Annotated in this window: 18 protein-coding genes and 1 tRNA gene; 18 read left to right on the forward strand and 1 reads right to left on the reverse strand. The window is 46.2% G+C overall.

The annotated features are described in order from the left end of the window. Positions 1-153: 153 nt before the first annotated feature. The 7 genes from V7R82_RS00960 to V7R82_RS00990 all read left to right on the forward strand — a co-directional run bounded on the left by V7R82_RS00960 (position 154) and on the right by V7R82_RS00990 (position 10,911). The gene (locus tag V7R82_RS00960) at positions 154-6,078 is read left to right on the forward strand and encodes an endo-alpha-N-acetylgalactosaminidase family protein (RefSeq protein ID WP_338542893.1); all 5,925 of its coding nucleotides are present in this window, start codon (positions 154-156) and stop codon (positions 6,076-6,078) included. Positions 6,079-6,211: 133 nt separating this feature from the next. Beyond that, positions 6,212-6,294: transfer RNA gene (locus V7R82_RS00965), tRNA-Leu, on the forward strand. Between the two features lie 140 nt (positions 6,295-6,434). Next, complete coding sequence (guaA, locus tag V7R82_RS00970; protein ID WP_338542895.1) at positions 6,435-7,985, forward strand: glutamine-hydrolyzing GMP synthase; 1,551 nt, start codon at positions 6,435-6,437, stop codon at positions 7,983-7,985. 229 nt (positions 7,986-8,214) lie between these two features. After that, positions 8,215-8,541, forward strand: coding sequence for an inorganic diphosphatase (locus V7R82_RS00975; protein WP_291429275.1), 327 nt, complete (start codon positions 8,215-8,217; stop codon positions 8,539-8,541). 104 nt (positions 8,542-8,645) lie between these two features. Next, positions 8,646-9,404 (forward strand): alpha/beta fold hydrolase, encoded by a 759-nt coding sequence (locus V7R82_RS00980; protein ID WP_291429277.1) that lies wholly within the window; start codon positions 8,646-8,648, stop codon positions 9,402-9,404. A gap of 71 nt (positions 9,405-9,475) precedes the next feature. Next, complete coding sequence (locus V7R82_RS00985; RefSeq protein ID WP_338542897.1) at positions 9,476-10,528, forward strand: hypothetical protein; 1,053 nt, start codon at positions 9,476-9,478, stop codon at positions 10,526-10,528. Between the two features lie 41 nt (positions 10,529-10,569). Continuing rightward, positions 10,570-10,911: a VOC family protein gene (locus V7R82_RS00990; RefSeq protein ID WP_314394014.1), complete on the forward strand. Its 342-nt coding sequence runs from the start codon at positions 10,570-10,572 to the stop codon at positions 10,909-10,911. Between the two features lie 47 nt (positions 10,912-10,958). Here the strand turns inward: V7R82_RS00990 and V7R82_RS00995 are convergent, their stop codons facing one another. Further along, entirely contained in the window at positions 10,959-11,489 is a 531-nt protein-coding gene (locus V7R82_RS00995) for a hypothetical protein (RefSeq protein WP_338542901.1), read from the reverse strand. A 237-nt stretch (positions 11,490-11,726) separates the two neighbouring features. On the opposite strand from V7R82_RS00995, the gene V7R82_RS01000 reads away from it, so the two are divergent. The 11 genes from V7R82_RS01000 to V7R82_RS01050 all read left to right on the forward strand — a co-directional run bounded on the left by V7R82_RS01000 (position 11,727) and on the right by V7R82_RS01050 (position 25,162). Then, the gene (locus V7R82_RS01000; protein ID WP_070755193.1) at positions 11,727-12,113 is read left to right on the forward strand and encodes a hypothetical protein; all 387 of its coding nucleotides are present in this window, start codon (positions 11,727-11,729) and stop codon (positions 12,111-12,113) included. A gap of 904 nt (positions 12,114-13,017) precedes the next feature. Beyond that, positions 13,018-13,317 (forward strand): cupin, encoded by a 300-nt coding sequence (locus V7R82_RS01005; RefSeq protein WP_268443667.1) that lies wholly within the window; start codon positions 13,018-13,020, stop codon positions 13,315-13,317. A gap of 419 nt (positions 13,318-13,736) precedes the next feature. After that, the gene (locus V7R82_RS01010; protein ID WP_338542904.1) at positions 13,737-17,516 is read left to right on the forward strand and encodes a pullulanase; all 3,780 of its coding nucleotides are present in this window, start codon (positions 13,737-13,739) and stop codon (positions 17,514-17,516) included. Between the two features lie 494 nt (positions 17,517-18,010). Continuing rightward, positions 18,011-18,754: a CpsB/CapC family capsule biosynthesis tyrosine phosphatase gene (locus tag V7R82_RS01015; protein ID WP_338542906.1), complete on the forward strand. Its 744-nt coding sequence runs from the start codon at positions 18,011-18,013 to the stop codon at positions 18,752-18,754. Then, complete coding sequence (locus V7R82_RS01020; protein WP_291428932.1) at positions 18,744-19,433, forward strand: Wzz/FepE/Etk N-terminal domain-containing protein; 690 nt, start codon at positions 18,744-18,746, stop codon at positions 19,431-19,433. Before V7R82_RS01015 ends, V7R82_RS01020 begins: the two co-directional genes overlap by 11 nt. 15 nt (positions 19,434-19,448) lie before the next feature. Beyond that, entirely contained in the window at positions 19,449-20,147 is a 699-nt protein-coding gene (locus V7R82_RS01025) for a tyrosine-protein kinase (protein ID WP_338542909.1), read from the forward strand. A 166-nt stretch (positions 20,148-20,313) separates the two neighbouring features. Further along, positions 20,314-21,498, forward strand: coding sequence for a beta 1-4 rhamnosyltransferase Cps2T (gene cps2T / locus V7R82_RS01030; protein WP_314063279.1), 1,185 nt, complete (start codon positions 20,314-20,316; stop codon positions 21,496-21,498). 2 nt (positions 21,499-21,500) lie between these two features. Further along, on the forward strand, positions 21,501-22,385 hold the full coding sequence (locus V7R82_RS01035; protein WP_291431483.1) for a LicD family protein: 885 nt from the start codon (positions 21,501-21,503) through the stop codon (positions 22,383-22,385). 12 nt (positions 22,386-22,397) lie between these two features. Next, complete coding sequence (locus V7R82_RS01040; protein WP_291431485.1) at positions 22,398-23,120, forward strand: IspD/TarI family cytidylyltransferase; 723 nt, start codon at positions 22,398-22,400, stop codon at positions 23,118-23,120. Between the two features lie 3 nt (positions 23,121-23,123). Continuing rightward, the gene (locus V7R82_RS01045; RefSeq protein ID WP_291431487.1) at positions 23,124-24,176 is read left to right on the forward strand and encodes an NAD-dependent epimerase/dehydratase family protein; all 1,053 of its coding nucleotides are present in this window, start codon (positions 23,124-23,126) and stop codon (positions 24,174-24,176) included. Next, positions 24,176-25,162: a glycosyltransferase family 2 protein gene (locus V7R82_RS01050; protein ID WP_291431489.1), complete on the forward strand. Its 987-nt coding sequence runs from the start codon at positions 24,176-24,178 to the stop codon at positions 25,160-25,162. Before V7R82_RS01045 ends, V7R82_RS01050 begins: the two co-directional genes overlap by 1 nt. The last annotated feature ends 3 nt before the right edge of the window (positions 25,163-25,165 follow it).

The raw sequence follows: 25,165 nt of genomic DNA on the forward strand, positions 1-25,165 counted from the left end.
AGACAACAAGCTTTACCGCCATAAGGAACGTAATTAAAAGACAAATATCGCAAGAAAGCTAAATGATTCAGCAAGAATTTATAATTCATTTTGTAAGGGGATACAATATAATAGAGAGGTAAGAAACTATTATATTTTATAAGGAGGATTATCATGCGAAATTCGATTCAGAACTTGTTTGATAAGAAGTGTCGTTTTTCCATTCGTAAGCTCAGTGTTGGGACTTGCTCCGTCATTATCGGGGCCTTTCTCTTAGGCCAAAGCCCAAGTGTATCGGCCCAAGAAGCTGTCTCCGACACCCCAGCCACCAGTGAGGTAGAGCCTGTTCCGGCGGGAGCCGTTGATGTGGTTGAGCCAGCTGCAAGTGCGGAAGCTACCCCTACAGCAACAGCTACCCCAGCAGCGACAGAGACCCCAAGTCCTGCTGCCACTAAGGAGGCAAGCCCTAATCCGAGTCCTGCTGCCACTGAGGAGGCAAGCCCTAATCCGAGTCCTGCGGCGACTGAAGACAAGGCAGTAGCACCAGACTGGACTGCGACCGGTAGCCGTAAGGGGACCGTTGAAGTCGTGGAAGAAGGTGGCGTACGTTATAATAAACTGGCTTCTACTGCTCAGAATGATAACGGCCAGAACCCTGCCCTCTTTGAGAAAAAGGGACTGGAAGTGGATCAGGATGGCAATGCCAGTGTTAACTTGACCTTCAAGGACCTATCAACAGAAAAACAATCCCGCTTCGGGGTTTTTCTCAAGTATAAGGACCCTGCCAACCATATCTTCGTCGGCTACGACCGCGATGGTTGGTTCTGGGAATATAAATCGCCTAAGGCTAGCACCTGGTATCAAAAAGGCCGGGTAGCAGCCCCTAAAGCAGGAGAGGTCAACAATCTCTCCATCACATACAAGAAGGATGGCCAGCTCAATGCCACTAACAATGGGAAGAGCCTCTTTGATACCTTGCTAGTACCTGAAGAAGTGAAGACGGCCTTAGAAGGACATAATAAGATTTACCTCAAGGCGGCAACTTGGGGCAATGAACGGACTAGTGTGGCTGTGCAGGCAGACGACCAGTCTAACCTCAAGCCAAGTCAACCAGATAATGGAGCAGTAGATCCAGGCCTAGCAGCAAACGACCAAGATGTCGTCTACGACCACATTCGCTCAGACGTCTTAGATGCTGAAATTGATACCCTCTTCCCACGCATCAAGCACTATCAATTCGGCGGCCATACCATGACCGGGCAAGTACAAAAACTAGATAAGCTCAGCATTAACGGGACTGATGTTAAGCCTCAAGTGTCTTATCGCAAGGTGGACCAAGCGACTGCCGAGTACACGCTGACGGTTAAGAATCCTGAAGCCTTTATCGATGCGGTTATTACTGTGCAACTCAAGGTGGTGGGCAATGAACTGCACTTTGATGTGACCAAGGTGGAAAACAAGAACTTGGTGACCATGGGCAAAGAAATCGACAATCCTCGTAAATTGATTTCGACGATTGAATTCCCAGGTAACACCCTAGTTTCTGTCGGATCTAATCAAACTGGAGCTAAGTTCGATGGTTCTTGGATGTCCAATAATACCCACCGGGCAGGTGATAGCCATGTGGACTTAGTGCCAGGTAAGATGGATGATTTCGCCTATGGCTTTATGTATGGCTTTGTCTCTTCTGATAAAGTCGCAGCCGGGGTTTGGAGCAACTCTCAATTTAGCTACGGCGGTGGCTCTGAGGACTTTACGCGTCTGACCGCCTTCAAGCAACGCGTAGCAGGCGTTAACTATATTGGGATTCAAAGCTCGCCTTATTATTATCAACGGGCCTATGGCAAACTGGTTTATCCTGAATATACCCTCGAATTGCCAAGTAGCAAGGTGGTCTTTGCCCAAGACCTTAATAAGGACAAACAAGTAGACTGGCAGGATGGGGCCATCGCCTATCGAAATATAATGAACAACCCTAAAGGGGCCGAAAATGTTCCGGACCTGGTAGCTTACCGGATTGCTATGAACTTCGGTTCTCATGCGCAAAACCCATTCCTCATGACCCTAGACGGGATTAAGAAGGTCAATCTGCATACGGATGGCCTAGGCCAATCTGTCTTGCTTAAGGGGTACGGGAGTGAAGGGCACGACTCTGGCCACCTCAACTATGCCGATATTGGCCGTCGTATTGGGGGCGTCAAAGACTTCAAGACCCTGATTGAAAAATCCAAGCAATACGGGGCAAAATTAGGGATTCACGTCAATGCTTCTGAAACTTATCCAGAATCTAAATACTTTAGCGAAGCAATCTTGCGCAAACGCGAAGACGGGACTTATAGCTATGGTTGGAACTGGCTAGACCAAGGGATTAACATTGATGCGGCTTACGATTTAGCTCATAACCGTCTCAAACGGTGGAAAGACCTCAAAGAAACCTTGGGTGAAGGCCTCGACTTTATTTACCTAGACGTATGGGGTAATGGCCAGTCCGGGGACAACGGTGCTTGGGCTACCCACGTGATTGCTAAGGAAATCAACAGCCAAGGTTGGCGCTTCACCATTGAGTGGGGCCACGGGGGCGAATATGATTCCACCTTCCAACACTGGGCAGCTGACCTAACCTATGGTGGTTATACCAACAAGGGGATTAACTCCAATATTGCTCGTTTCATCCGCAACCACCAGAAAGATGCCTGGGTAGGGGATTATCCACGGTATGGCGGGGCAGCCAACTATCCACTCCTGGGTGGTTACGACATGAAGGACTTCGAGGGTTGGCAAGGCCGGAGCGACTATGAAGGTTATATTACCAACCTCTTCGAACACGATGTCATGACCAAATTCTTCCAACACTACAAGGTAACCAAATGGGTCAACGGCCACCCTGTCCAAATGACAGATAATGGTCAAACCTACAATTGGGTTCCAGAAATAGAAGTGCATTTGGCTAATGAAGCCGGTGACCAAATCGTCATCAAGCGTCTATCTAACGATCCAAATGAAGCCGGCTACCGTCAACGTACGGTCACCCTCAACGGTCGTGTGATTGAAAATGCCGGTGCCTACCTGACCCCATGGAACTGGGATGCTAACGGTAAAGCCTTGACCGGTGACAAAGAGAAAATGTACTTCTTCTCCAAGACAGCTGGGCAAACTACCTGGACCCTACCAGAAGCATGGCGTGGCGACAAGGTCTATCTCTACAAGTTGACCGACCAAGGTAAACAGGAACAAGTAGAACTAGCCGTTGATAGCCAAGGTCGCATCACCATTGATGCGCTCGCTAATCAACCTTATGTTCTCTACAAGGTAGCTCAAGGCAAACGTACTATGACCTGGAGTGAAGGCATGCATCTCTATGACCAAGGTTTCAACAGTGGCACCTTAGATCACTGGACCAAGACAGGGGATAGCCAAAATGCTCAAATCGTTAAGTCCCAAGGCGCTAATGAAATGCTACGTATTGCAGGCAACAAGGAACGTGTGACCTTAACTCAGAAATTAACTGACTTGAAGCCAAACACCCGTTATGCCGTCTATGTCGGGGTGGATAACCGTAGTAATGCTAAGGCGGATATCGCCATTAAATCCGGTAATCAGACCATCAGTAACTATACCTATAAATCTATTGCTAAGAACTACGTCCAAGCACATGCCCATAACACCTCAGCTAAGAATGCGACGGTGGACAATAGCAGTTACTTCCAAAATATGTATGTCTTCTTTACAACAGGATCCGATGTCAGCAATGTGACTCTGACCTTAGGTCGTGATGCTGATCAGGATGCTACCTACTTCGATGAAATTCGAATCTTCGAGAATCAGTCCAATATGTATAGTGGTGGTCATAATACGACTCCGGGCACCTTCAAACAAGATTTTGAAGAAGTACCACAGGGAATTTTCCCATTTGTTGTGGGGAACGTAGAGGGTGTTTCTGATAACCGTACTCACTTGTCAGAGCGCCACGATCCATATACCCAACGGGGCTGGAACGGCAAGAAAATTAACGATGTTATTGAGGGTAACTGGTCCCTCAAGACTAATGGGTTAACTGGACGGGATCGACTTGTCTATCAAACTATTCCACAAAACTTCCGCTTCGAGGCTGGCAAGACCTATCGTGTCACCTTCGACTATGAAGCAGGGTCTCATGATGCTTATGCTTTTGTTGAAGGGGATGGCGAATATACTCGTCGCAGCAAGCTTAAGATGCATGCTTTGCGTAATACCTGGGAAGGATCCGATAAGCCAGGTAAGGCTAGCTTTATTGTACAAGCCTCTGATTCTGGCAATACTTGGATCGGGATCTATTCTACCAACAAAGCCTCCGATAATAAGGGTGAGACCGGTAGCGCCGTGGATTTCCGCGGTTATAAGGACTTCATGATGGATAATCTTCAGATTGAAGAAGTAAACTTAACCGGTAAGTTAATTGTGGATGAAGCCTACAAGGAAAATACGCCGGTGGCCAATGGCAACTACACTCCTGCTAGCCTAGAAGCCTACAAGAATGCCGTTTTAGCCTTGACCGAAGCAGAAGATGACATTAGTGTTGAAGATGCAAACAAACTGGTAGCTGCCGTGCAAGCTGCTAAGGAAGCTTTACAAGTCAAACGGACTAGCCCAGGATGGGATGATATCGAATCAGTGGAAGCACCAGCCCACGAAGGGGAAGAGTTCTGGTATGCCTTTGACGGGGATACGGGGACATTATGGCATACACCATGGGATCGACGTGCTATCGGCGAGTCTGGGACGGTAACCTTTAAGCAACCACTGGAAGTGACTCGATTTGAGTATGTCCCACGTCAAGATGGTGCTAACGGTCGCCTCAAAAAAGGGAACCTGGTCTTGGTAGACGAGACGGGTAAGGAACACCGTTTTGAATTTGACGGTTGGGCAAATGATGCCACAACCAAGGTTATTCCGTTCGATAAACCAATCAAGATTAAGAAAGCTACCATTACTGGGACGGAATCCTATGGGGATGGCGGAGCCTTCCAATCAGCGGCTGAATTGCGCTTTGTCTTGCCAGAAGTAGTGGATACGCCATTGGATATGACAGCTTATCAAGCGGAACTTGCACGCGTTAAAGGCATTGATAGTGAGGCAGCTCGTCAAGCAGCCACTGCTGTAGAAGCATATTATCAAGGCTTGAGCCAAGATAATCTGATAACTAAGGCGGCCTTGGATCGTCTAGTTGATTACCTCAAGCAAATCAAGGCGCCCGAGCCAAGTCAACCAAGTCAGCCAGGTCAACCAGGCCAGCCAGGTCAACCAGGTCAGCCGGATCAACCAGGTCAACCAGGCCAGCCAAGTCAGCCAGGCCAACCAGGCCAGCCAAGTCAGCCAGGCCAACCAGGCCAGCCAGGTCAACCGAGTCAACCAGGTCAGCCAGGTCAGCCGGATCAGCCAAGTCAACCAGGCACCAAGTTGCCACTCTATGAGACCCAAGGGGTTAAGGTGACCCTCAATGCGGACAAGACCGAAGCGACTTTCGAGGATAATGACGGCGATACCCGCGTTTCGGTTAAGATTCCAACCAAACACTTGGATCCAAGCATCGTGGCAGTATCTGTAGTGCCGCTCAAAGAGAAGTTGGCAGCCCTAGGCGAAGACGAACATCAAGCCTATGAAATCAGCTTCCTCAACAAGGACGGCAAGGAAGTCCCTGTCAAAGGTGATGCTAAGGTCATCTTCCCAGTGGATAAGGCTGTGACTAAGGCTTACTACTTGACCAGCGACACCAAGGAAATCGTCAATGAAGTGCCTTTTGAGATGATGGATGATGGACGCGTGGCCTTGACGGTTAACCACTTCTCGCTCTATGCGGTAAGTTTCGGTAAGCGTCAGGAAACTCCAAGTCAACCAACGCCTCCAAGTCAGCCATCCATCCCAAGTCAACCAGCCAATCCAAGTCAACAAGCTGGCGGACCATTGGTGGCTCAGGCTGCTCAAGTAACTCCAAGTGAGGGCAAGGGACAATTGCCAGCTACTGGTGAAAGTGATCAAACCTTACTCTTCAGCGCAGCTGCCCTATCCTTACTAGCCGGATTAGGCCTCGTTGCAACCAAACGCACTGAAGATCAAGCCTAGTTTAGATAAGAGAGGTTGAGACTTTTGTCTCGGCCTCTTTTCTATTTAGGGCAAGGAGACCAGCAATAAAATTATGAAAAAAATTGCTTGCCATGCTTAGTCCAGGATGCTATAATAGTCGAGTAGTGATTTTGCGGTCATGGCGGAATGGCAGACGCGCTGTCTTGAGGGGGCAGTGGGGGTATCCCCGTGGAAGTTCGAGTCTTCTTGGCCGCATCACCGAGGAGGGGCAACCCTCCTTTTTTTGTTATATATAGGGTTGAGGCTAGACATTCTAACTCTCATCGACATTTAATGACATCGGGACAGGGTTTTGATACAATAGGCAATAATAAGATGAAGTAAAGGAGCAAAGCATGAAAACACAGGCATCGTTAGAGAAAATTATTGTGTTGGATTTTGGGAGTCAGTATAACCAGTTGATTACCCGCCGCATTCGGGAATTTGGAGTCTTCAGTGAATTATTACCCAATGATACCAGTGCTGCCGACATTCAAGCCGAAGGCAATGTCAAGGGGATTATCTTCTCAGGGGGACCACATAGCGTCTATGCTGAGGGTGCCTTCACCATTGACCCTGCCATCTTCGAATTAGGGATTCCAATCTTAGGGATTTGCTATGGCATGCAGTTGACCACCCATCTCTTGGGCGGTAAAGTCGAATCTGCTAACAAGCGTGAATATGGTCGCTCCATGTTAGATGTTCATCAACGTGAAACAGGCCTCTTTGCTGGCTTGGATAGCCATGAGAAGGTTTGGATGAGCCATGGTGACTTAATCGTGCAAGTGCCTGAAGGATTCAGCGTGACGGCGTCTAACGATCACTGCCCGGTGGCGGCCTTCGAGAACCCAGCCCGTCAAATCTACGGCGTCCAGTTCCACCCAGAAGTGCGTCACTCTGAGCACGGGAATGACTTGCTCCGCAACTTCACTTTCAATATCTGTGGGGCCAAAGGCGACTGGTCCATGGAAGACTTCATCGAAATTGAAGTAGCCAAAATTCGTCAACAAGTCGGTGACCGCAAGGTCTTGCTTGGCTTGTCCGGTGGGGTAGACTCCAGCGTCGTAGGGGTGCTCTTGCAGAAAGCCATTGGCGACCAATTAACCTGTATCTTCGTCGATCACGGCCTCTTGCGTAAAGGCGAGGGCGACCAAGTTATGGATAGCCTAGCTGGTAAATTCGGTCTTAACATCATTCGGGTTAACGCCAAGGATCGCTTCTTGTCCAAGTTAGCTGGCGTGAGCGACCCTGAACAAAAACGTAAAATCATCGGCAACGAATTCGTCTATGTCTTCGATGACGAAGCAGCTAAGTTGGAAGGGGTAGACTTCCTAGCCCAAGGGACCCTTTACACCGACATTATCGAGTCTGGGACCAAGACAGCAGAGACCATCAAGTCTCACCACAACGTGGGTGGTCTGCCAGAAGACATGCAGTTCGAGTTGATTGAGCCTCTCAACACCCTCTTCAAGGACGAAGTACGTGCCTTGGGGACAGCGCTCGGAATGCCAGACAGCCTAGTATGGCGCCAACCATTCCCAGGCCCAGGTCTCGGTATTCGGGTTATCGGTGAAATCACCGAAGAAAAACTCGAAATCGTCCGTGAATCAGATGCCATTCTGCGCGAAGAGATTGCCAACCATGGCCTAGACCGTGACGTATGGCAATACTTCACCGTACTCCCAGGCTTCAAGTCTGTTGGGGTTATGGGGGATGGCCGGACCTACGACTATACCGTTGGGATTCGTGCCGTCACCTCTATCGACGGGATGACCAGCGATTTCGCCCGCCTACCGTGGGAAGTGCTGCAAGTCATCAGCGCCCGTATTGTTAACGAAGTAGCCCATGTTAACCGCGTGGTCTATGATATTACAAGTAAACCACCAGCGACCATTGAATGGGAGTAACAGAAGCAAATATGTTACTGTTATGAAGCGTTTGAAAATACTTTGTTTTAGAGATTTGAAAGCGTGAATACTGCTTTAGTGATACTATTTTGATACTAAAAAGCCCCAAAAGTAGGTTCAAAAGGAAGTTGTGGAATTTAGGTGAATTTTAAGAAATCCTTCCATCATTTTGGTGGGAGGTTTTTGTGGAAATAGTGGGTGACAAACCTGAATTTGTGGAGGAGATAATATGATTGGCAAAGTTATAAAAGTTAAAATAGATCGTCCACTAGGGAGTTCTCACCCTGATTATCCGGAACATATTTATCCAATCAATTATGGTTATGTTGAAGGAATAATCGCTCCTGATGGAGAAGAACAAGATGTGTATGTACTTGGCGTTGATAAAGCAGTAGATGAATATGAGGGAGAATTAATTGCAGTTATCAAAAGGGACGATGACGTTGAAGAAAAATGGGTTGTCGCTCCAATAGGAACAAAATATACAGTGGAAGAAATTGAAGAAGCTGTTAGATTTCAAGAGAAATATTTCAAGTCTCATATTGAGCGGGTATAATCGCAAGCAAAGTAATTTAACTGAATGATACAAAAAGCCTTCTATCATTTTGATGGGAGGCTTTAGTGTCAAGTCATACATCATTTAGAATGGGGGAACTAGAAATGAGAGAGTACAGAATTAGGGAGACTGAATACACCATTCGTTACCATAATTTTTATGGCAAGGGGACACCGCTTCTATTCATACATGGTTTAGGCTGTGCCAGTTCTTTTGACTATATTGAGGTAGCCGCCATGCTGGGGACTAGCCAGCGAATCATTCTGATTGATTTGTTGGGCGCGGGTTACAGCGATAAGCCCTTGGGTTTTGAATATAGTGTTAGGGCTCATGCTCAATATTTAAGTGAGTTTGTGGAAGATTTGAAGCTAGATCAAGTGATTGTTTTCGGCCATAGTCTAGGCGGCGCTGTCGCTATCGAATTATGTAATTTGATTAGCAAGCGCGTCAAGAAGCTGATACTGACTGAATCGAATCTAGACCCAAGTTCAGATGGGGCAGCCAGTTTTGATATTGCGAGTCTGGATCAGACCAACTTGGAGCAGGAATTCGCCAAGAAGCTGGTCTACTACCAACAAGCAGGTTATACAACTTGGCTCGCAACTTTAAGAAATTGGCTGCCAAAGGCGGCATTCGAAATATCTCGAAATGCGGTTCAAGGTGGTCAAGTCTCTTGGAGACAGCTCTTGTATCAATTTGACTTTCCAAAGTATTTTATTTTCGGCGAACAAACACTACCTGACCCTGATTTTGAGAAGTTGCAAGAGCAGGGTGTGAAAATTGAAGTAGTGCCGAATGCAGGCCACTCAATGGCTTGGGAAAATCCTGAGGGGCTGGCGCAGGCTATTCGAAAGTGCCTGTGAAAAGTAGGTTATTCGTTCCTAGTATTTTCGTGCTATAATAGAAAAAGAAGCCTCACAAAGGAAGTGACCCAATGAAAAAACTACTACTCGCCATATTCGCCCTCATGCTCATGATGCCTAGCCTTGTCAGCGCGGAGTCAGGGCCTCAAACAGCTGAGGAATACAAGGATTACTTTACGCAAGTAGAGGGCTTAATCACCGAGGATGTGGAGAAGTCTTATAATCAATACATGGACTTTATCAAGGCCACGGAGCGCATTCCGGCTAAAAAAGAAACCTGGTCATCTCAGGTTGGCTATCTGTTATATCGAACAGGAGATAATGAGGATAATAAGGCTGCCTTTTTTGGTAGCACCACGGGGCAAACACTTGGGTATGCTTTTGATCAACTTCCTGCCGAGGCTATTAAAGGCTATTTAGCAGCTTTAGGGCTTGAGCCAACCAGTGAGTTAGAGTCGATGTTGGCAAATCCTGACAACTTCCAAGGTCAGGTTCTAATCCTTAAGAATAAGAAGGCAATCGTCCAAGTATTTGCCTACGAAGGTCGGTTTGGTATCCGGATTTATCGTGATTTAGCCTTTTTTGTAAAGGTGAGTCAGCCAGCTGACCCAGAGCAAGCAAGTCAAAACTTAGATTTGCTAGTTAACTTATATACTGACCACTTTACTAAGGTAGAGAGCTTGATTAACGATGATGCGGAAGCTTCTTATAAGAATTATATGGACTTAATTAAGAACACACATCTCCAAGGTGCCGAAGAGAAGACATTAGAAGACGGTAGATCTGTCAAGTACTATAAGATTAGCGAAGATCAGGAAGGTATTATTGCGAGTCCGGATGGCAAGACGCTTGGCTATAGCCTAACCTTAGGAACTAAGGAAGCCTTACTTGCCTACCTAAAAGTGCTCAAGCTTGAAGAGACGAGCGAGCTTAAGAAACTGTTGGCTGATCCTCAAGTAGGAAAAGACAGTTTTGTTCTCATCCAGAATGATAAGGTCGGCGTGGCAATCAGAACTTTTGGCGATAAGGAGAGCAAGAATCTCCGCTTCAATATTCTAGTCATGAGAGATTTAGAATTCTACCAGAAAGCTGTCAAAGACTATAAGGAGAAGGCTAAAAATTAGGTGAGGAATTAAGCCAAGACGGATAAGGAGGAGCAAGCAAGATGAAATTGGTTCAAATCAAGAGTGCTGTGACAGTCTTTTTGGTAAAGGATATTGAGCAGTCAATTAACTGGTATAAGCAATGGTTAGGTGAGCCTGATAGTCTGCCTATGGAAGGCGTGGCAGAGTATGAACTCAGCCCAGGGACATGGTTGCAACTTTCGCAAGCGGAAGAAGTGACAAGTTCAAGCTTAATCCTAGGCGTAGAAGATGCCAAAGAGTGTAAGCAAGTCTTAGAGCAGCATCATATTGAGACAGGCGAGCTAGTTGACTACGAAGTCGTCTATGTCTTCGATGTTCTGGACCCAGATAATAACCAAATCACTTTCGCTCAAGAATTATAAAGACAACAAAACAGCCCAATCAAATGGATTGGGCTGTTTTTATAACCTTATTCCCCCGCACCATCAACGCCGCCGCCACCATCGGCTGGTGGGGCTGGGTCAGGTGTTGGGTCTGGTTGGGGTTCGACCACTGGATCCGCCGGTGTTGGCGGAGTGACTGGGTCTGGGCTTGGCGCTGGGGTAGTCGGTGTGGCTGGCGCTGTGTAGTCGTCATTTTGACGGGTATTTGGACTGGTTGGGGCGTCTTGGTCATCGTTGTCTTGGGTTCCTGGCCGGGATTCGGAGGATTGACTGGATGATGAAGACTCAGATGAGGACGAACTAGAGGAAGACGAAGAGCTAGAGGAGGAACTTTCCGATTTGGATTCAGAGGATTCTTTGGAGTTATCGCTAGAGGAGGAGTCCTTAGACGACTCGCGGCTAGAGTCATTAGGCGCCGAAATATGATCGGGGCGCCGACCTACCCAGGAATCGAGATGGTTCAAGAGATCTAAGCCACTGAAGTTGGCTAGGACATCTACTGTCCCGATAGCTAATAGAATAAGAATAATATGGGCGAAGAGTTTTGCCTGTTTCATGTTGTTGCTCCTTGTGCGCAAGTATACTATCATCATTATAGCAATTTTGCATAAAAAGGCAACTAGCACGCATCAAAATAGGGGGAGATTATGAAAAAAACTACAAGTAGTTTTAAACTGGACAAAAGCTCGGTCTAGAGACTGATTTTTGGCCTTGGCCCAAAGTTTTCCTTGCCTAGGAAGCCTAAACTTTCTATACTAGAAGTAGAGAAAGATATGATGCGAGGAGGGAGTAAGATGCTGAACTTCTTACTAGTGACTGTAAATATTATCTTAACGGGTGTAGCGGGCTATCTTTTGTTGCGCCGCAAATCACGTTTCACGCCTGAATGGCAGAAGGCAGTTTGGTATTTGCTTTTGATCCTAGCTCTTTATGCCGTTCAAGAAGTCTGGGGTTACTGGCAGCATGAGGTAGGAACAGGTGTGCAAGTCCTCAATCTGGTTTATAGCCTCTTGATTTTCCTGGCTGCTTACATGGGGAGCGAGACCGTCATGTTGGCGGTGCGCGGTGATGATACTTATTGGGACAGTCTATTAGGCCTTCTAGCTCATATTAAGGGCTTTGGTCGTAGCATGGTAGCGGGCGTTAAAGACAAACTTGAAGACAAAGGGGCCGGGCGGTAGCCAGGTCTCTTTTTTGCGTTCGGACACGATTGAGAGCCGTGAGTGAAACTTCGCGACAAATCGGATTAAAGTCTATACAAATGTCTGTGTATATATACAAATTTCGAATATTGAATGGTGAAAAGAGATTTTCAATATTGTTAAGTATGTTAGCCTGACTAGAGCGGTGGTTCGAAAATATGATAATCTTTATTTTACAAGTAATATAGGTGGATTATATGACTGATAATTCTGTCCTAATTTGTTCCGAAAAAAATATCCAAAACTTTAGTGAAATCGTCGATTATCAAAAAAAGTGCATAATTCTACAAAAAATGAGTCTATACTCTTTTCAAGCGACTTAAGACATGCTATAATGCCTTTGCAACCTGATAAAACTCCTCAACAAGGAAGTCGAGTATGGGGGTACTGATTCCTTGTCGAATATATAGTTTCATAGGATTTCCTTCTAAGTAAGAGGGATGACGAAGAGGCTTGCTCAAGTGCCTCAAGTCAAGGATTCGATGGCTGAATGGATTTTCACCCATCCATGGTCAGGTAGTTGCTATTTATAGATAGGGCTACTAAGACGCTTAAGGCGTTTTTTCAACGGATCGTCATATATACAAGGAGATGCTAGATTTTTGTCATCAGTATCAGGTGCGCGTGCAGAGCGAGGGCTCTGCGCTTGAGGAGGCTTGGCTCGAGAGATTAGGGACTCTTGGGCTGGGGTAGGCTTATTTTTACAAGTGAGGGAGAATAAGCTGCTGGACAAAATTAAGCATTGACATGAACCGCACCTGCTTGCCACGATGCAAGGGGTGCGGTTTTTGCATAGAGATAATGTTGGGGCAAGCTGTTTAATGGCTTTTATCGATAGGAACTGTGCTATAATAGAATTATGAATTAGAGAGGAGTTTGAAGTATGAAAGTTTATCACGGTCGCACAGACATTGAGCGTTTTGAGCATTTGGTGGAGACACCTAGCCAGACAGTCACCCACCTGGTCCTACCTGCCGGGCAAGCTATTGGTCAGCACCACGTCCCTTATACGGTGGTCGTCGTCCCAGTCAAAGGGCGAATCCTTTTCTCTGATGAGAAGGAGACAGCCGAAATCTATCCCGGCGTTATCATTCGCATGGCTCCTCACGAAGTACACTCCCTGGAAGCCGTCGAAGATAGCGAACTCATGGTCATCAAATCCCACCTAGCGCCAGAAGCTTAGATGGTATAGCCCCTGTCCTGAGGACAGGGGCTTTTTGGTATGGGGGAAAGGTGACATACAAGGCAGAATCCCTGAGCTAGTGGCCCACTTTTGAGAGTGGACCACTTTGGAGAGTGGACCACTGGCTCGGCTAGGAACCTATCAAAATGGCCCGAATCAGGAGGGAGGCATGAGCCAGTCCATTGATAGGAGGAACGATGGACTAGCTGCGAGCTTTTTCTATCAAAAAGGGCGTTTAGGGGTGTTTTTTGTGAGGCCAGTCCATTGATAGGCAGAACAATGGACTGGCGGAGTCCTCTTTGGCTGAAAGAAAGTTTGTTAGCGTTAACAAAATGACCTAGGCTAGGAGCAAAGAAGGGGAGAGCGTGCTATAATAAAATAATGAAAGCGCATTATAATATAGAAGGGATATCTGAACTATGAAAGATATGCGATCAACTCAAGTCCGACGCCAAGAGCGTTATGGCATTAAGAAACTCAGTGTGGGAGTGGCTTCTGTCCTAGTAGCAACTACCCTATACTTCCTGCCGGGCAGTGCTCAAGTCTTAGCGGCTAGTCAGGCTAATGAAGAGGCATCTAGCAGCCAGTTAGCGGCTGACGCAGGCAACCAGGTGACACCAGCGCCAGCGGGTCAAGCAGACGCTGGGCAGGCTGATGGCGCCAAGCCAGCTGACCAAGACACTTCAGCCGGCCAAGCTGACGGCAAGAAACCAGCTGATGCCAGCCAGGCGGCGGAGGGCGCTCAAGCAAGTGATGCCAGCCCGGCCGACAGCAGCCCAAATGGCAGCACCAAGCCAAGTGATGGCACTAACCCAGCGGACAGCACCAAGCCAACTGACAGCGCCACCCCAGCCGACACTGCCACCCCAGCTGTTACCCCTGAGTCAGGCGCCAGCCCTACTGCTACCCCGGCAGCGGCGCCGCAGGTGGCGCCAGCCAACCAAGCGCCGGAGATTCCGGCGGGGCATTTCCGTATGCATTTTGCTAAGTTGCCAAGCGATAATATTAGCGAGATTGGCGCCTGGGTATGGGGTAACGGGGTCCAAGCGCCGTCCAACAATTGGCCGACTGGGGCGATGCGCTTCTCGGAAGACAAGAAGACGGCCTATGGTTACTACCTAGATGTGCCGGTGACACCGCAGGCGACCGCCATCAACTACTTGCTCAACAACGTCAACGATGGCAGTAAGAAGTTTACCGAGGACCTAAGCCTGGCCATCACCAACCCGCAAATGAAACAAGCCTGGTTGGACGAAAACTACCAAGCTAGCGTGGAAGAGCCAATTCCAGCCAACAAGAATCGCCTGCGCGTCCACTATCACCGGGCTGACGGCCAGTATGACAACTGGGGTCTCTGGGTCTGGGGTAAGGATGTGGAGCACCCCTCTAGCGACTGGCCTAAGGGCGCCCTAGAATTCAATCAGAGCGGGCCTTTTGGTCGCTACTTAGACTTACCTATTACAGAACTTGGAAAGGACATTCATTTCTTACTCGTGAACAAAGCAACTTCAAAACAAACCAAAGACATGAGCTTCAGCGACCGCGCCAACCATGAGCAAGTCTACCTGCATGATGAGGAAGACACGGTCTACACGACGCCATTTAAGACCTTATCTGAACGTATTACCCGTGCCGAAGTGACGGCGCCGCACCAAGTCTTAGCCAACTTTACGGCAGTGGATCAGTTGGACCTAGCCAAAGTCCAACAAGATTTGGCGGTTAGCACGAATACCGGTCAGCCGGTCAAAGTCACTAAGATTGAAGTCGACGCAGCTAACAAGCGTCTGATTCTGACAACTGAAGAGGATGTCAGCCGGACGCCGCTTAAGCTGACCTATCATGACGAGACCGTCAATAGCCAGACCGGTTGGAAGCTAACGGACTCTCTCTATAATTATCAGGGCGAGTTAGGCTCTACCTTACAGGCAGACGGTTCTGCTCTGATGCGTCTCTGGGCGCCAAGCGCGGACGCCGTGACCGCTGTCCTCTATGACAAGGATAATCCGGACCAAGTGGTAGCGCGCGTGCCTTTGACTAAGGACGCTAGCACGGGCCTGTGGACGGTGACCTTGGATGGCAAAAACACGCCAGCCAAGAATCTGGACGGTTACTTCTACCACTACCAAGTGGAGCGTGGCGGTCAGTCGGTTCTGATCTTAGACCCTTATGCTAAGTCCTTAGCCAAATGGGACCAAGCCACTGCCAAGGAAAAAGTAGCCAAGGCTGCCATCGTGGATCCAAATAAGATTGGACCAAAATTATCCTATGCTAATATTCCTGGCTTTAAGAAACGTGAAGATGCGGTCATCTATGAAGCCCATGTCCGCGACTTCACTTCTGATCCTAAGTTAGAAGGTCAGCTCAAGTCGCCATTTGGGACCTTCTCAGCCTTTGCGGAACGTCTCAGCTATCTCAAACAACTGGGTGTGACCCATATCCAACTCTTGCCAGTCATGAGTTACTACTTTGCTAATGAGAGTGCTCGTGCTCAGCGTGAGCTCCAACCAAGCACCCAAAACAATAACTACAACTGGGGCTATGACCCGCAATCCTACTTCAGTCTCAGCGGTATGTATGCTAGCGACCCAAGCAAGCCACAAGCCCGCATTGAAGAATTCAAACAATTAATCAAGGCTATCCATGACCAAGGCATGGGGGTTATCATGGACGTGGTCTACAACCACACGGCTAAGACCCATATCTTTGAAGACATTGAGCCAGGTTACTACCATTTCATGAATGCTGATGGTAGTCCGCGTGAAAGCTTCGGTGGCGGGCGTCTAGGGACTACCCATAAGATGGCGCGTCGGGTCCTGGTGGATTCCATTAAATACTGGACCGACACCTTCAAGGTGGACGGCTTCCGTTTCGACATGATGGGGGACCATGATGCTGAAGCCATTGCCCAAGCTTACCGGGCAGCCAGCGCCCTCAATCCTAAGGTCTTCATGCTTGGGGAAGGTTGGCGGACCTTTGTCGGGGACGAAGGGGATCCTGTTCAAGCGGCCGACCAAGATTGGATGCGGTCGACTGACGGTGTAGCGGTCTTCTCCGATGAGATTTGTAACGAGCTCAAGTCCGGCTACCCATCTGAAGGGCAACCGCGCTTCTTAACGGGTGCGCCACGCAATGTCTACCAAATCTTCAATAATATTATTGCCAATCCAAGTAACTTTATTGCGGATGCACCGGGTGATGTGATTCAATACATTGCTGCTCACGACAACTTGACCTTGCATGATATTATCGCTCAATCCATTAAGAAGGACCCTAAGACCCATGCGGCTGAGATTCATCAACGCATTCGTTTGGGTAACCTCATGATTCTGACTTCCCAAGGGACACCATTTATCCATTCCGGTCAGGAAATGGGGCGGACCAAGCAATTGTTGGACCCTGCCTACAAGAATAAGGTGGATGACGACAAGGCGCCTTATAAGACCCATCTCTTAGTCGATGAGCAGGGCAAACCATTCGACTATCCATACTTTGTTCACGATTCCTATGATTCTTCCGATATCATTAACCGCTTTGACTGGAGTAAGGTTGCCGAAGATGGCCGATATCCTCACAACCAAGCCACGCTAGCCTACACTCGCGGCTTGATTGCCTTACGTAAGTCTACCGATGCTTTCCGCAAAGGAACGGCTAAGGAAATCGCCGACCAAGTGACCATGATGACGTCGCCAGATATTGCGGATAACGATAATGTCATTGCCTATCAGGCGGTGGACTCTAATGGCGACCGCTATGTGGTGGTAGTCAATGCAGATAATAAGGTTCGCAAGCTACGCTTCAACCCTGACCGCTTCCCTGGTTTGGATAAGGCAGAAGCCTTGGTGGACGGGGCTCGTGCCGGGACCCAGGCCTTGACGGATCTAGTAGGGGTAGCCTATGATGCAGAATCGGTCACCTTGCAACCATTAACGGCGACGATCTTGCGGATCAAGGCCAAGCCAGATCAAGCGCCTCAGCCTGCCCCTGATCAAGAAAATCAAGCGCCAGACCGAATTGATCCTCTGTCTGTGGCGCGTGCCGGTTTTGGTGGTTTTGGTGGCGATGTCGCTCAAGCACCAGCAGGCCAACTGCCTGCAACCGGTGAGAGCCAAGCCCCACTCAGTCTCTGGGCAGCGGTCATGGCCGGCTTAGGTAGCCTCATGGTCGGCTTAGGCTTGAAGAAAGAACGCGAGGCACAATAGCATAAAGTAAACTTAAAAGGTAGGGGTCTATCCCCTGCCTTTTGCTTTGTTTGTGTGCTAGCTTAACAAGGGAACTTCCGGGAGCTAGAGTCGACTAGGTAATTTGTATGTTGACTGCTAGGCCTTAGTACAAGCAACTTAGTTAAGAGCGTGGTGGTGACACAAAAGTCGTCATCAGAATCTGATTATATAGAGGATTAATATCAGAGGAGACAAAAAAATTTAAAGCTAGCTTATAGAAGCTAGAAGAAGTTCTTATACTAATTGAAAGTGGCTGAATCGCTAATTTATCAACTCTTTTAGTAGAAGTATAAGGGAGAGCAATTAGCGAATTAACTTTCAGTTTTAACATAATTGAGCAAAATGTATAGAAGAAACCGATTAACTTTTACAGGTCTATATACTTTTAATAGCGGCTATGTTACAATAGGTTGGACAAATTTGGCACCCAAGGGCGCCAGTGATATTGAGTGAGAGGATAAGGTGGCATAAGCATGATAGATATACATTCCCATGTGCTCTATGGCGTGGATGACGGGGCTCAGTCCTTGGATGAGACGCGGGCACTTTTGCGTCAAGCTTATGGCCAAGGTATTAAGACCCTCATCGCGACACCTCACCAACGCAAAGGGCGCTTCGAGGCTAGTCGCTCCACTATTGACAAGCATTTCCAGGACCTTCAAACCATTGCCCGAGAAGTAGCGCCAGATCTGACTGTGCATTTAGGAACAGAAGTCTTCTATTCTAATAGTATGCTGGACCGGTTGGAGCAGGGGCAAATCTTGACTCTAGCCGGCAGTGATTATGTCTTGGTGGAATTCGATTATGGGCTCCCTTACCGGGAAATTGTACGTGCCATTCGAGCCATTCAAGGCTTGGCTTATGATGTGGTTATTGCGCACATTGAGCGTTACGACGCCTTCCACAAGCATCCGGAACGAGTGCAAGAAATGAGAAGACTAGGCTGTCTCATCCAGGTTAATGCGGCTAGTCTCTTGCCAATGGGGCTCTTTGACCGTTACAAGGTGCTCAAGAAGCGAGCACGCCAACTCTTAGATGCCGACTTAATCGACATCATTGCCAGTGATGCTCATCACGTAGAAAGCCGTCCTTATCATATGGCTGAAGCCTATGCCTTTGTAGCCAAAAAATATGGAGCCGACTATGCCCACCAACTCTTTGTCAGCAAGCCTGAAAAAATAATAGGAAAAGGAAGTTCACACCCCCATGGAAACTAAAAACCAAGAATTTGTTGAAATTGATCCAATGGCCCTCTTGCGCAAGCTCTGGGCGGCTAAGTTTATTATTGTCTTTGTTACGGTTGTGCTAGCAGTTGCGACCTTATTAGTTAACCTAGTAGTCATTCGACCAACCTTCGAATCGACTACCCGCGTCTACGTGGTTAACCAGACCGAAGACAAGGCCGTCACCACTCAAGACTTGCAGTTAGGGAACTTCCTGGTTAAGGACTATAAGGAAATCATCCTATCTGACACCGTTATGTCAGAAGTCATCAACTCTGAGAACCTCAGCATGACACCTAGCCAACTCAAACGTGTGGTTAAGGTAGACTCTCCTCGCGATACGCGGATTCTATCCATCTCAGTCTCTGACCGTGACCCACAAAAGGCCAGCAACCTGGCTAACCGTGTCCGTGAAGTGGCTTCTGAACAAATTAAACGCGTCACCAAGGTGAACGATGTGACTACCTTGGAAGAAGCCAAACCAACCAACATTAAATCTTCACCAAAAACTCGTCGTAACACCCTCTTAGCGGCAGCCCTCGGCTTCCTCTTATCAGCAGGATATATTGTTGTGCGAGAACTCTTAGACGACCGCGTGCGTTATGCGGAAGACGTGGAAGACGGCTTAGGCCTCGTGCTCTTGGGGGTTGTCCCTCAAGCCAACCACAAGTAGAAAGGCGTGCATCCTATGGAACAAGTTGAACCAAAATTAAATAAAAAACTCATTTCCCCAGAAACCGAAGAATATTACAACGCCATCCGGACTAACATCCTCTTCTCTGGTAAGGACCTCAAGGTCATCGCGGTAACCTCTACCAAGGACAACGAAGGTAAGTCCACGGTTGCTATGAACATTGCAGCTTCCCTGGCTGCGCTAGGCAAACGCACCCTCTTGATTGATGCGGATACCCGTAACTCTGTCTTCGTCGGCCGGATGAAAATCCGCTCCAAGGTGGTGGGCTTGACCCACTACTTGGCAGGAGATGCTACCGTTAAGGAAATTGTCTTCGGGACCACAGAACCTAACCTACACATGATTCTATCTGGCCCAGTGCCACCTAACCCAACGGCTCTCTTGCAAGGCGAGTCCTTCCAAGAGTTAATCGATGTCTGCCGTCATCACTACGACTATGTGATTGTTGATACGCCACCATTGGGCTTGGTTACAGATGCCTCTATTGTGGCCCATCAGTGTGATGCTAGCATCTTGGTAGTTGAAGCTGGCGCTATTAAACGTCGTGCCGTGAAGAAGATTCAGGAACTCCTAGAACATACTGGAGCTAAATTCTTAGGGGTCGTCCTCAACAAGGTAGACCTTAAGGCTAGTCACTATGGTGCCTATGGTTCTTATGGGAACTATGGCAACTATGGTAAGAAGGCAGAGTAAGTAAGCTAGGATAGGTTGGCTATTGTGTTCGGTATTTAAGAGGGAGAGTGAATCCCTATGATTTTATCTAAACAAAACCAAATAATCAGCGCTATCCGGGAAGGGATTCAGATTCTCAAAGAGAGGGTGAATCTCTTTCTTAGTGTGTAAATGGGGGGACAGAATAATGGCTGCTGAACAACATGTATTTATTATCGGGTCAAAAGGAATCCCAGCCAAATATGGTGGTTTCGAGACTTTTGTGGAAAAACTGACTGAAAATAGAAAGAGTAAAGAGCTCATATACCACGTGGCCTGTATGGAAGAAAATTCTCAGAAATCAGACATTGATGCAGCAGAATTTGAACATAATGATGCCCATTGTTTTAATGTTAAAGTCCCAAATATTGGACCGGCTCGAGCTATCTATTATGATGTCAAGGCCTTGGAGATGGCTATTAAAATAGCCAAAAATAAAGGTTATGAGCGACCTGTTTTTTATGTCCTAGCTTGCAGAATCGGACCTTTTATTGGAAGACTAAAAAAGAAAATTCATGCTCTCGGTGGCTTGCTCTATGTAAATCCTGATGGCCATGAATGGCTAAGAAAGAAATGGAGCTTGCCGGTCCGCAAATATTGGAAATTTTCGGAAAAACTGATGGTTAAACATGCGGATTTATTGGTATGTGATAGTTTGAATATCCAGTCCTATATTGAGAAAGACTACCAAGCATTTCACCCAAAAACCACCTACATTGCTTATGGTACTGATCTGACGCCATCACAATTAAAGGAACACGATCAACAGGTGAGAGACTGGTACCAAGCTAAAGGAATTAAAGAAAAGAACTACTACTTAGTAGTGGGACGTTTTGTTCCAGAGAACAACTACGAAGCGATGCTACGTGGTTTTATGCAGTCAAGGTCTAAAAAAGACTTTGTGTTAATTACTAATGTTGAAACTAATAAGTTTTATGAGCAACTAAAGGCTCAAACAGGGTTTGACCGAGACCCACGCGTTAAATTTGTTGGTACGGTTTATGATCAGGAATTATTAAAGTATATTCGAGAACAAGCTTTTGCCTATTTCCACGGCCATGAAGTAGGCGGTACAAATCCATCTCTATTAGAGGCGCTCGGTTCGACCCATCTAAACTTATTGTTAGATGTTGGGTTTAACCGTGAAGTAGCTGAAGAAGGTGCTTTATACTGGCCAAAAGATAACTTACAAGAGGTCATTCAAGAAGCAGAAGAATTGTCTCCAGAAGACATTAATCAGCTAGCTGATAAGGCCAAACAACGAGTGACAACAAGTTTTACCTGGGATTATATTGTGGATCGTTATGAAAGCCTATTATTGAGAGGACAATAAGTATGAGTCAGTATCAGTTTCGTAAAGAGGATATTATTATTCTAGACGACCAGCAACTGCAACGGTATCAGGCAGAATTGCTTAAGATCGGTAAGGATGTGGCAGAGGCTTTTGAGAATTACGGGATTGAGTATTCCTTAAGTGGAGGGAGTATTCTAGGTGCTATCCGACATCAGGGTTTCATCCCTTGGGATGACGATATCGACCTGAACATTCCACGAGCAAGCTATGACAAGTTGCTTGACGTTTTTGATCAAGCTCTGGGAGACAAGTACTACTTACAGACTCCAACTATGCACCCTGAGTTAGGCTTGCTTGTAACGCAAATCCGGAAAAAGCATACTGTAGCGCGGCGAAAATATGATTGGAATTCAGAAGACTGTGGAATTTCGATAGATCTCTATATCATAGAAAATACCTTTAATAATCCCGTCTTACGTTTTATTCAAAAATACATGAGTTTGGCACTATCTTTTGCCTTATCATCTATCAGAGAAATTCAAATGCAGGAATTGCCTAAGGAAATTTTCGAATTAGAAGGCCGGCCACTTAATTACTCGGGACTTAAGCTAGCTGTGGGGCGTTTCTTCAAGCTCATTCCGAATCAATATTGGATAAAATGGGCTACTAAAGTTAATGCCTGGTGTCGAAATGACAAGAGTAAGTATGTAGCCATCCCAACAGGACGCAAACATTTTACTGGGGAAATTTATCTACGCGAAAACATGTGTGTGTTTAAAGATCAAGCTTTTGAAGATACGAGCTTCAAGGTGCCAATTTGGGCAGAGGCTTATCTGCGCCTTTTTTATGGCGAAAATTACTTGGAACTACCCCCGGTTAATCAGAGAGAAAAGCATTTATTCTTAGAATTAAAATATCACGATTAAAGGAGTAAAGTGATGAATATCGCCTTATTAACGGCCTCTGGTGTAGGGAGCCGTATCAAGCAAGATATACCTAAGCAATTTATTCATGTAGATAACAAGCCAATCATCATTCATACACTAGAGAAATTCCAATATCATCCTGAGATTGATGAGATTTGTGTGGTCATCCTTAAAGGTTGGGAGGAGATGCTACGCTCCTATGCTCGTCAGTTTAATATTACAAAGCTCAAGTACATAGTCAACGGAGGAGCTTCTGGGCAGTTATCAATCTACAATGGATTGAATGAGATTAAAAAGCAACGTCCGAATCAAGCAGTTACTGTAGTAATTCATGACGGTAACCGTCCGCTTGTAAGTAATGAGATAATAAGCGATGCGCTAGTAACCTATAAAGAATATGGTAATGCCGTTGCTGCTATTCCATGTACAGAAGTTGTTTTTGTTCTCGAATCAGTAGAGGGAACACAGTCTACTGAATCTCTTAACCGGGATGTTTTAAGACGGACACAGACACCACATGTCTATGACTTAGATGCTATTTTGGATTTACACAATCAAGCCTTAGAGAAAGGGATTTCTGAGGTGGCGGCTTCTTGTCAACTCATGCAATTGTTTGGGAATCCGACTTATTTTTCATTAGGGTCTGAGAAAAACTTAAAGATTACTACCCTGGAGGATTTAGAGATTTTCAAAGCCTTACTTAAGTCAAAAGCCGATGACTGGCTGAAAGGATAACCCATGATTTTATTGGATAATATATCTTATCGCGAAGATTTAGCTCTGACATTAAAAGGAATTGCTAATCTAGAGCTACTTAAGAGCAAGACGCTATTAATTACAGGGGCAAGTGGTTTGATTGCTTCTGCCCTAGTAGATCATCTTCTCTATTTAAATGAGCAGGATGATTTTGGCATGACTCTTTATTTGGCTGGGCGACATGAAGCCACGCTTAAGCGACGATTTGGCCATTATTTAGATCATTCTATGGTTAATTTCGTCTCATATGATGCTACTCAAACACTAGGTTTTCATGAACCGGTAGATTATATTATTCACGCTGCTAGTAATGCTAATCCTAGACTCTATGTAGAAGCTCCTGTTGATACCATGTTGGCTAACTTTGAGGGCATGCACCAACTCTTAGAATTTGCGAGAGAAGTAGGAACCAAGCGTCTTCTCTATGTCTCATCGAGTGAGGTATACGGTCAAGTAAAAGGAAATCGAGCGATTGCTGAGGATGACTATGGTTTTGTGGATTTACTGAATGTGCGTTCTTCCTATGCCTCTTCTAAGCGTGCGACAGAAACTTTGTGTATTTCTTACGGACAGCAATATGGGTTAGAAATAAACATTGTTCGCCCTGGCTATATATACGGTCCGAGTGCGCGACCTAATGATGCTCGTATCTCGTCATCTTTCATCTTTGAAGCTTTGAAAGGAAAGGATATTGTGATGAAGAGCGATGGAAGTCAACTACGGTCTTATTGCCATGCCTTGGATTGTTCCGCTGCTATGTTGACAGTGCTTATAAATGGTCACGCCAATGAAGCTTATAATATTGCGCATAGTGATGCTAATTTGTCTATTAGGGAATTTACAAGCTTAATTACTCAAAAGACGGGTGTTGAGTTAGTATTTGAGTTACCTAATAACCTTGATTGTAAAGTAGCTAACCCTATGCAGAATTCGACTTTAGACGGTCAGAAACTAATGGATTTAGGTTGGAGATGTCTTTTAAGTCCGCAAGTTGGCCTAGAACATACCATTAACCAATTGAAGGAGCTATATTGATGGCAATCGCTAATCCGACTATTCTTATCATGATGACAACTTATAACGGGGAAGAATTTTTGATTCAGCAGATAGAGAGTATTTGCCAACAAAGTTATAGTAATTGGCAATTAGTGGTAAGAGATGATGGTTCAAGTGATCAAACTTTAGCTATTCTTAATGCCTATGCAGAAAAAGATGCTCGTATTCAAGTTGTTCAGAACCAGACCGACTATCATGGCGCGTATCCTAATTTTTGGGGGCTAGTAGCTTATTGCAAGCAACTCAAGGCTTATGATTATTATATGTTTGCTGACCAAGACGATGTGTGGGATAAAGATAAGTTAGAAGTTTATATGGACTTTTGTTCAGACAAGGGATTAAACGAACCGCTGCTTGTTTATGGGGATATGAGAATTATTGATGGTGATGGACAGGTAACATCTAACAGTCTTGAGGCTAATTTAGGCATTGCCTATACTAATGCTATCTCAACCTTCTTCGCTCATAAGGTACATGGATGCAATAGCTTCTTCAATCGTTGCTTATTTGAATTGGCTCTGCCCTTGTCACCGGAAGAGCCAGAAGCTAAATATGTATCACACGATAATTACTATACGAAGTTTGCTGCTCTATTAGGTCAAGTTTACTACCTACCGAGACCAATGATGAGTTATCGACGTTATGGAACAAATGTAACGAGCCAACATGCTTATGATTTTAAGCTTAAGAGAATTTTAAAGCGATTGACTGCCTTAGAAGAGTTGGCGAAAGATCATGCTTTAACCTATCGTCAAACGAGAGCAACATTAGAACGCATGAAACTTCTGCCTTTAGCTGATGGACAAATGAAATTACTAAAGACTGTAGAGACTATCCTTGATAGGGGAGGTATCTATGCAATCAAGCAGATTAGCAAGCACCATATCGATTGGGGCAAGAGAGTGAAAAACGTAAGTAGAAGTCTAGTCTTGTGTTTGGGAATGTACAAAAAGTACATGACTTAAGGA

This window comes from Abiotrophia defectiva ATCC 49176 (genome assembly GCF_037041345.1).
In the GTDB taxonomy this organism is placed as follows: domain Bacteria; phylum Bacillota; class Bacilli; order Lactobacillales; family Aerococcaceae; genus Abiotrophia.

What these genes read in the sequence shown, in the direction of transcription:
- V7R82_RS00990 (WP_314394014.1), top strand. Translation starts at nt 10,570, where the DNA reads ATGAAATTGGTTCAAATCAAGAGTGCTGTGACAGTCTTTTTGGTAAAG.
- V7R82_RS01005 (WP_268443667.1), top strand. Translation starts at nt 13,018, where the DNA reads ATGAAAGTTTATCACGGTCGCACAGACATTGAGCGTTTTGAGCATTTG.
- V7R82_RS01035 (WP_291431483.1), top strand. Translation starts at nt 21,501, where the DNA reads ATGAGTCAGTATCAGTTTCGTAAAGAGGATATTATTATTCTAGACGAC.
- V7R82_RS00995 (WP_338542901.1), bottom strand. Translation starts at nt 11,489, where the DNA reads ATGAAACAGGCAAAACTCTTCGCCCATATTATTCTTATTCTATTAGCT.
- cps2T (WP_314063279.1), top strand. Translation starts at nt 20,314, where the DNA reads ATGGCTGCTGAACAACATGTATTTATTATCGGGTCAAAAGGAATCCCA.
- guaA (WP_338542895.1), top strand. Translation starts at nt 6,435, where the DNA reads ATGAAAACACAGGCATCGTTAGAGAAAATTATTGTGTTGGATTTTGGG.
- V7R82_RS00975 (WP_291429275.1), top strand. Translation starts at nt 8,215, where the DNA reads ATGATTGGCAAAGTTATAAAAGTTAAAATAGATCGTCCACTAGGGAGT.
- V7R82_RS01045 (WP_291431487.1), top strand. Translation starts at nt 23,124, where the DNA reads ATGATTTTATTGGATAATATATCTTATCGCGAAGATTTAGCTCTGACA.
- V7R82_RS00960 (WP_338542893.1), top strand. Translation starts at nt 154, where the DNA reads ATGCGAAATTCGATTCAGAACTTGTTTGATAAGAAGTGTCGTTTTTCC.
- V7R82_RS00980 (WP_291429277.1), top strand. Translation starts at nt 8,646, where the DNA reads ATGAGAGAGTACAGAATTAGGGAGACTGAATACACCATTCGTTACCAT.
- V7R82_RS01040 (WP_291431485.1), top strand. Translation starts at nt 22,398, where the DNA reads ATGAATATCGCCTTATTAACGGCCTCTGGTGTAGGGAGCCGTATCAAG.
- V7R82_RS01020 (WP_291428932.1), top strand. Translation starts at nt 18,744, where the DNA reads ATGGAAACTAAAAACCAAGAATTTGTTGAAATTGATCCAATGGCCCTC.
- V7R82_RS00985 (WP_338542897.1), top strand. Translation starts at nt 9,476, where the DNA reads ATGAAAAAACTACTACTCGCCATATTCGCCCTCATGCTCATGATGCCT.
- V7R82_RS01000 (WP_070755193.1), top strand. Translation starts at nt 11,727, where the DNA reads ATGCTGAACTTCTTACTAGTGACTGTAAATATTATCTTAACGGGTGTA.
- V7R82_RS01010 (WP_338542904.1), top strand. Translation starts at nt 13,737, where the DNA reads ATGAAAGATATGCGATCAACTCAAGTCCGACGCCAAGAGCGTTATGGC.
- V7R82_RS01050 (WP_291431489.1), top strand. Translation starts at nt 24,176, where the DNA reads ATGGCAATCGCTAATCCGACTATTCTTATCATGATGACAACTTATAAC.
- V7R82_RS01015 (WP_338542906.1), top strand. Translation starts at nt 18,011, where the DNA reads ATGATAGATATACATTCCCATGTGCTCTATGGCGTGGATGACGGGGCT.
- V7R82_RS01025 (WP_338542909.1), top strand. Translation starts at nt 19,449, where the DNA reads ATGGAACAAGTTGAACCAAAATTAAATAAAAAACTCATTTCCCCAGAA.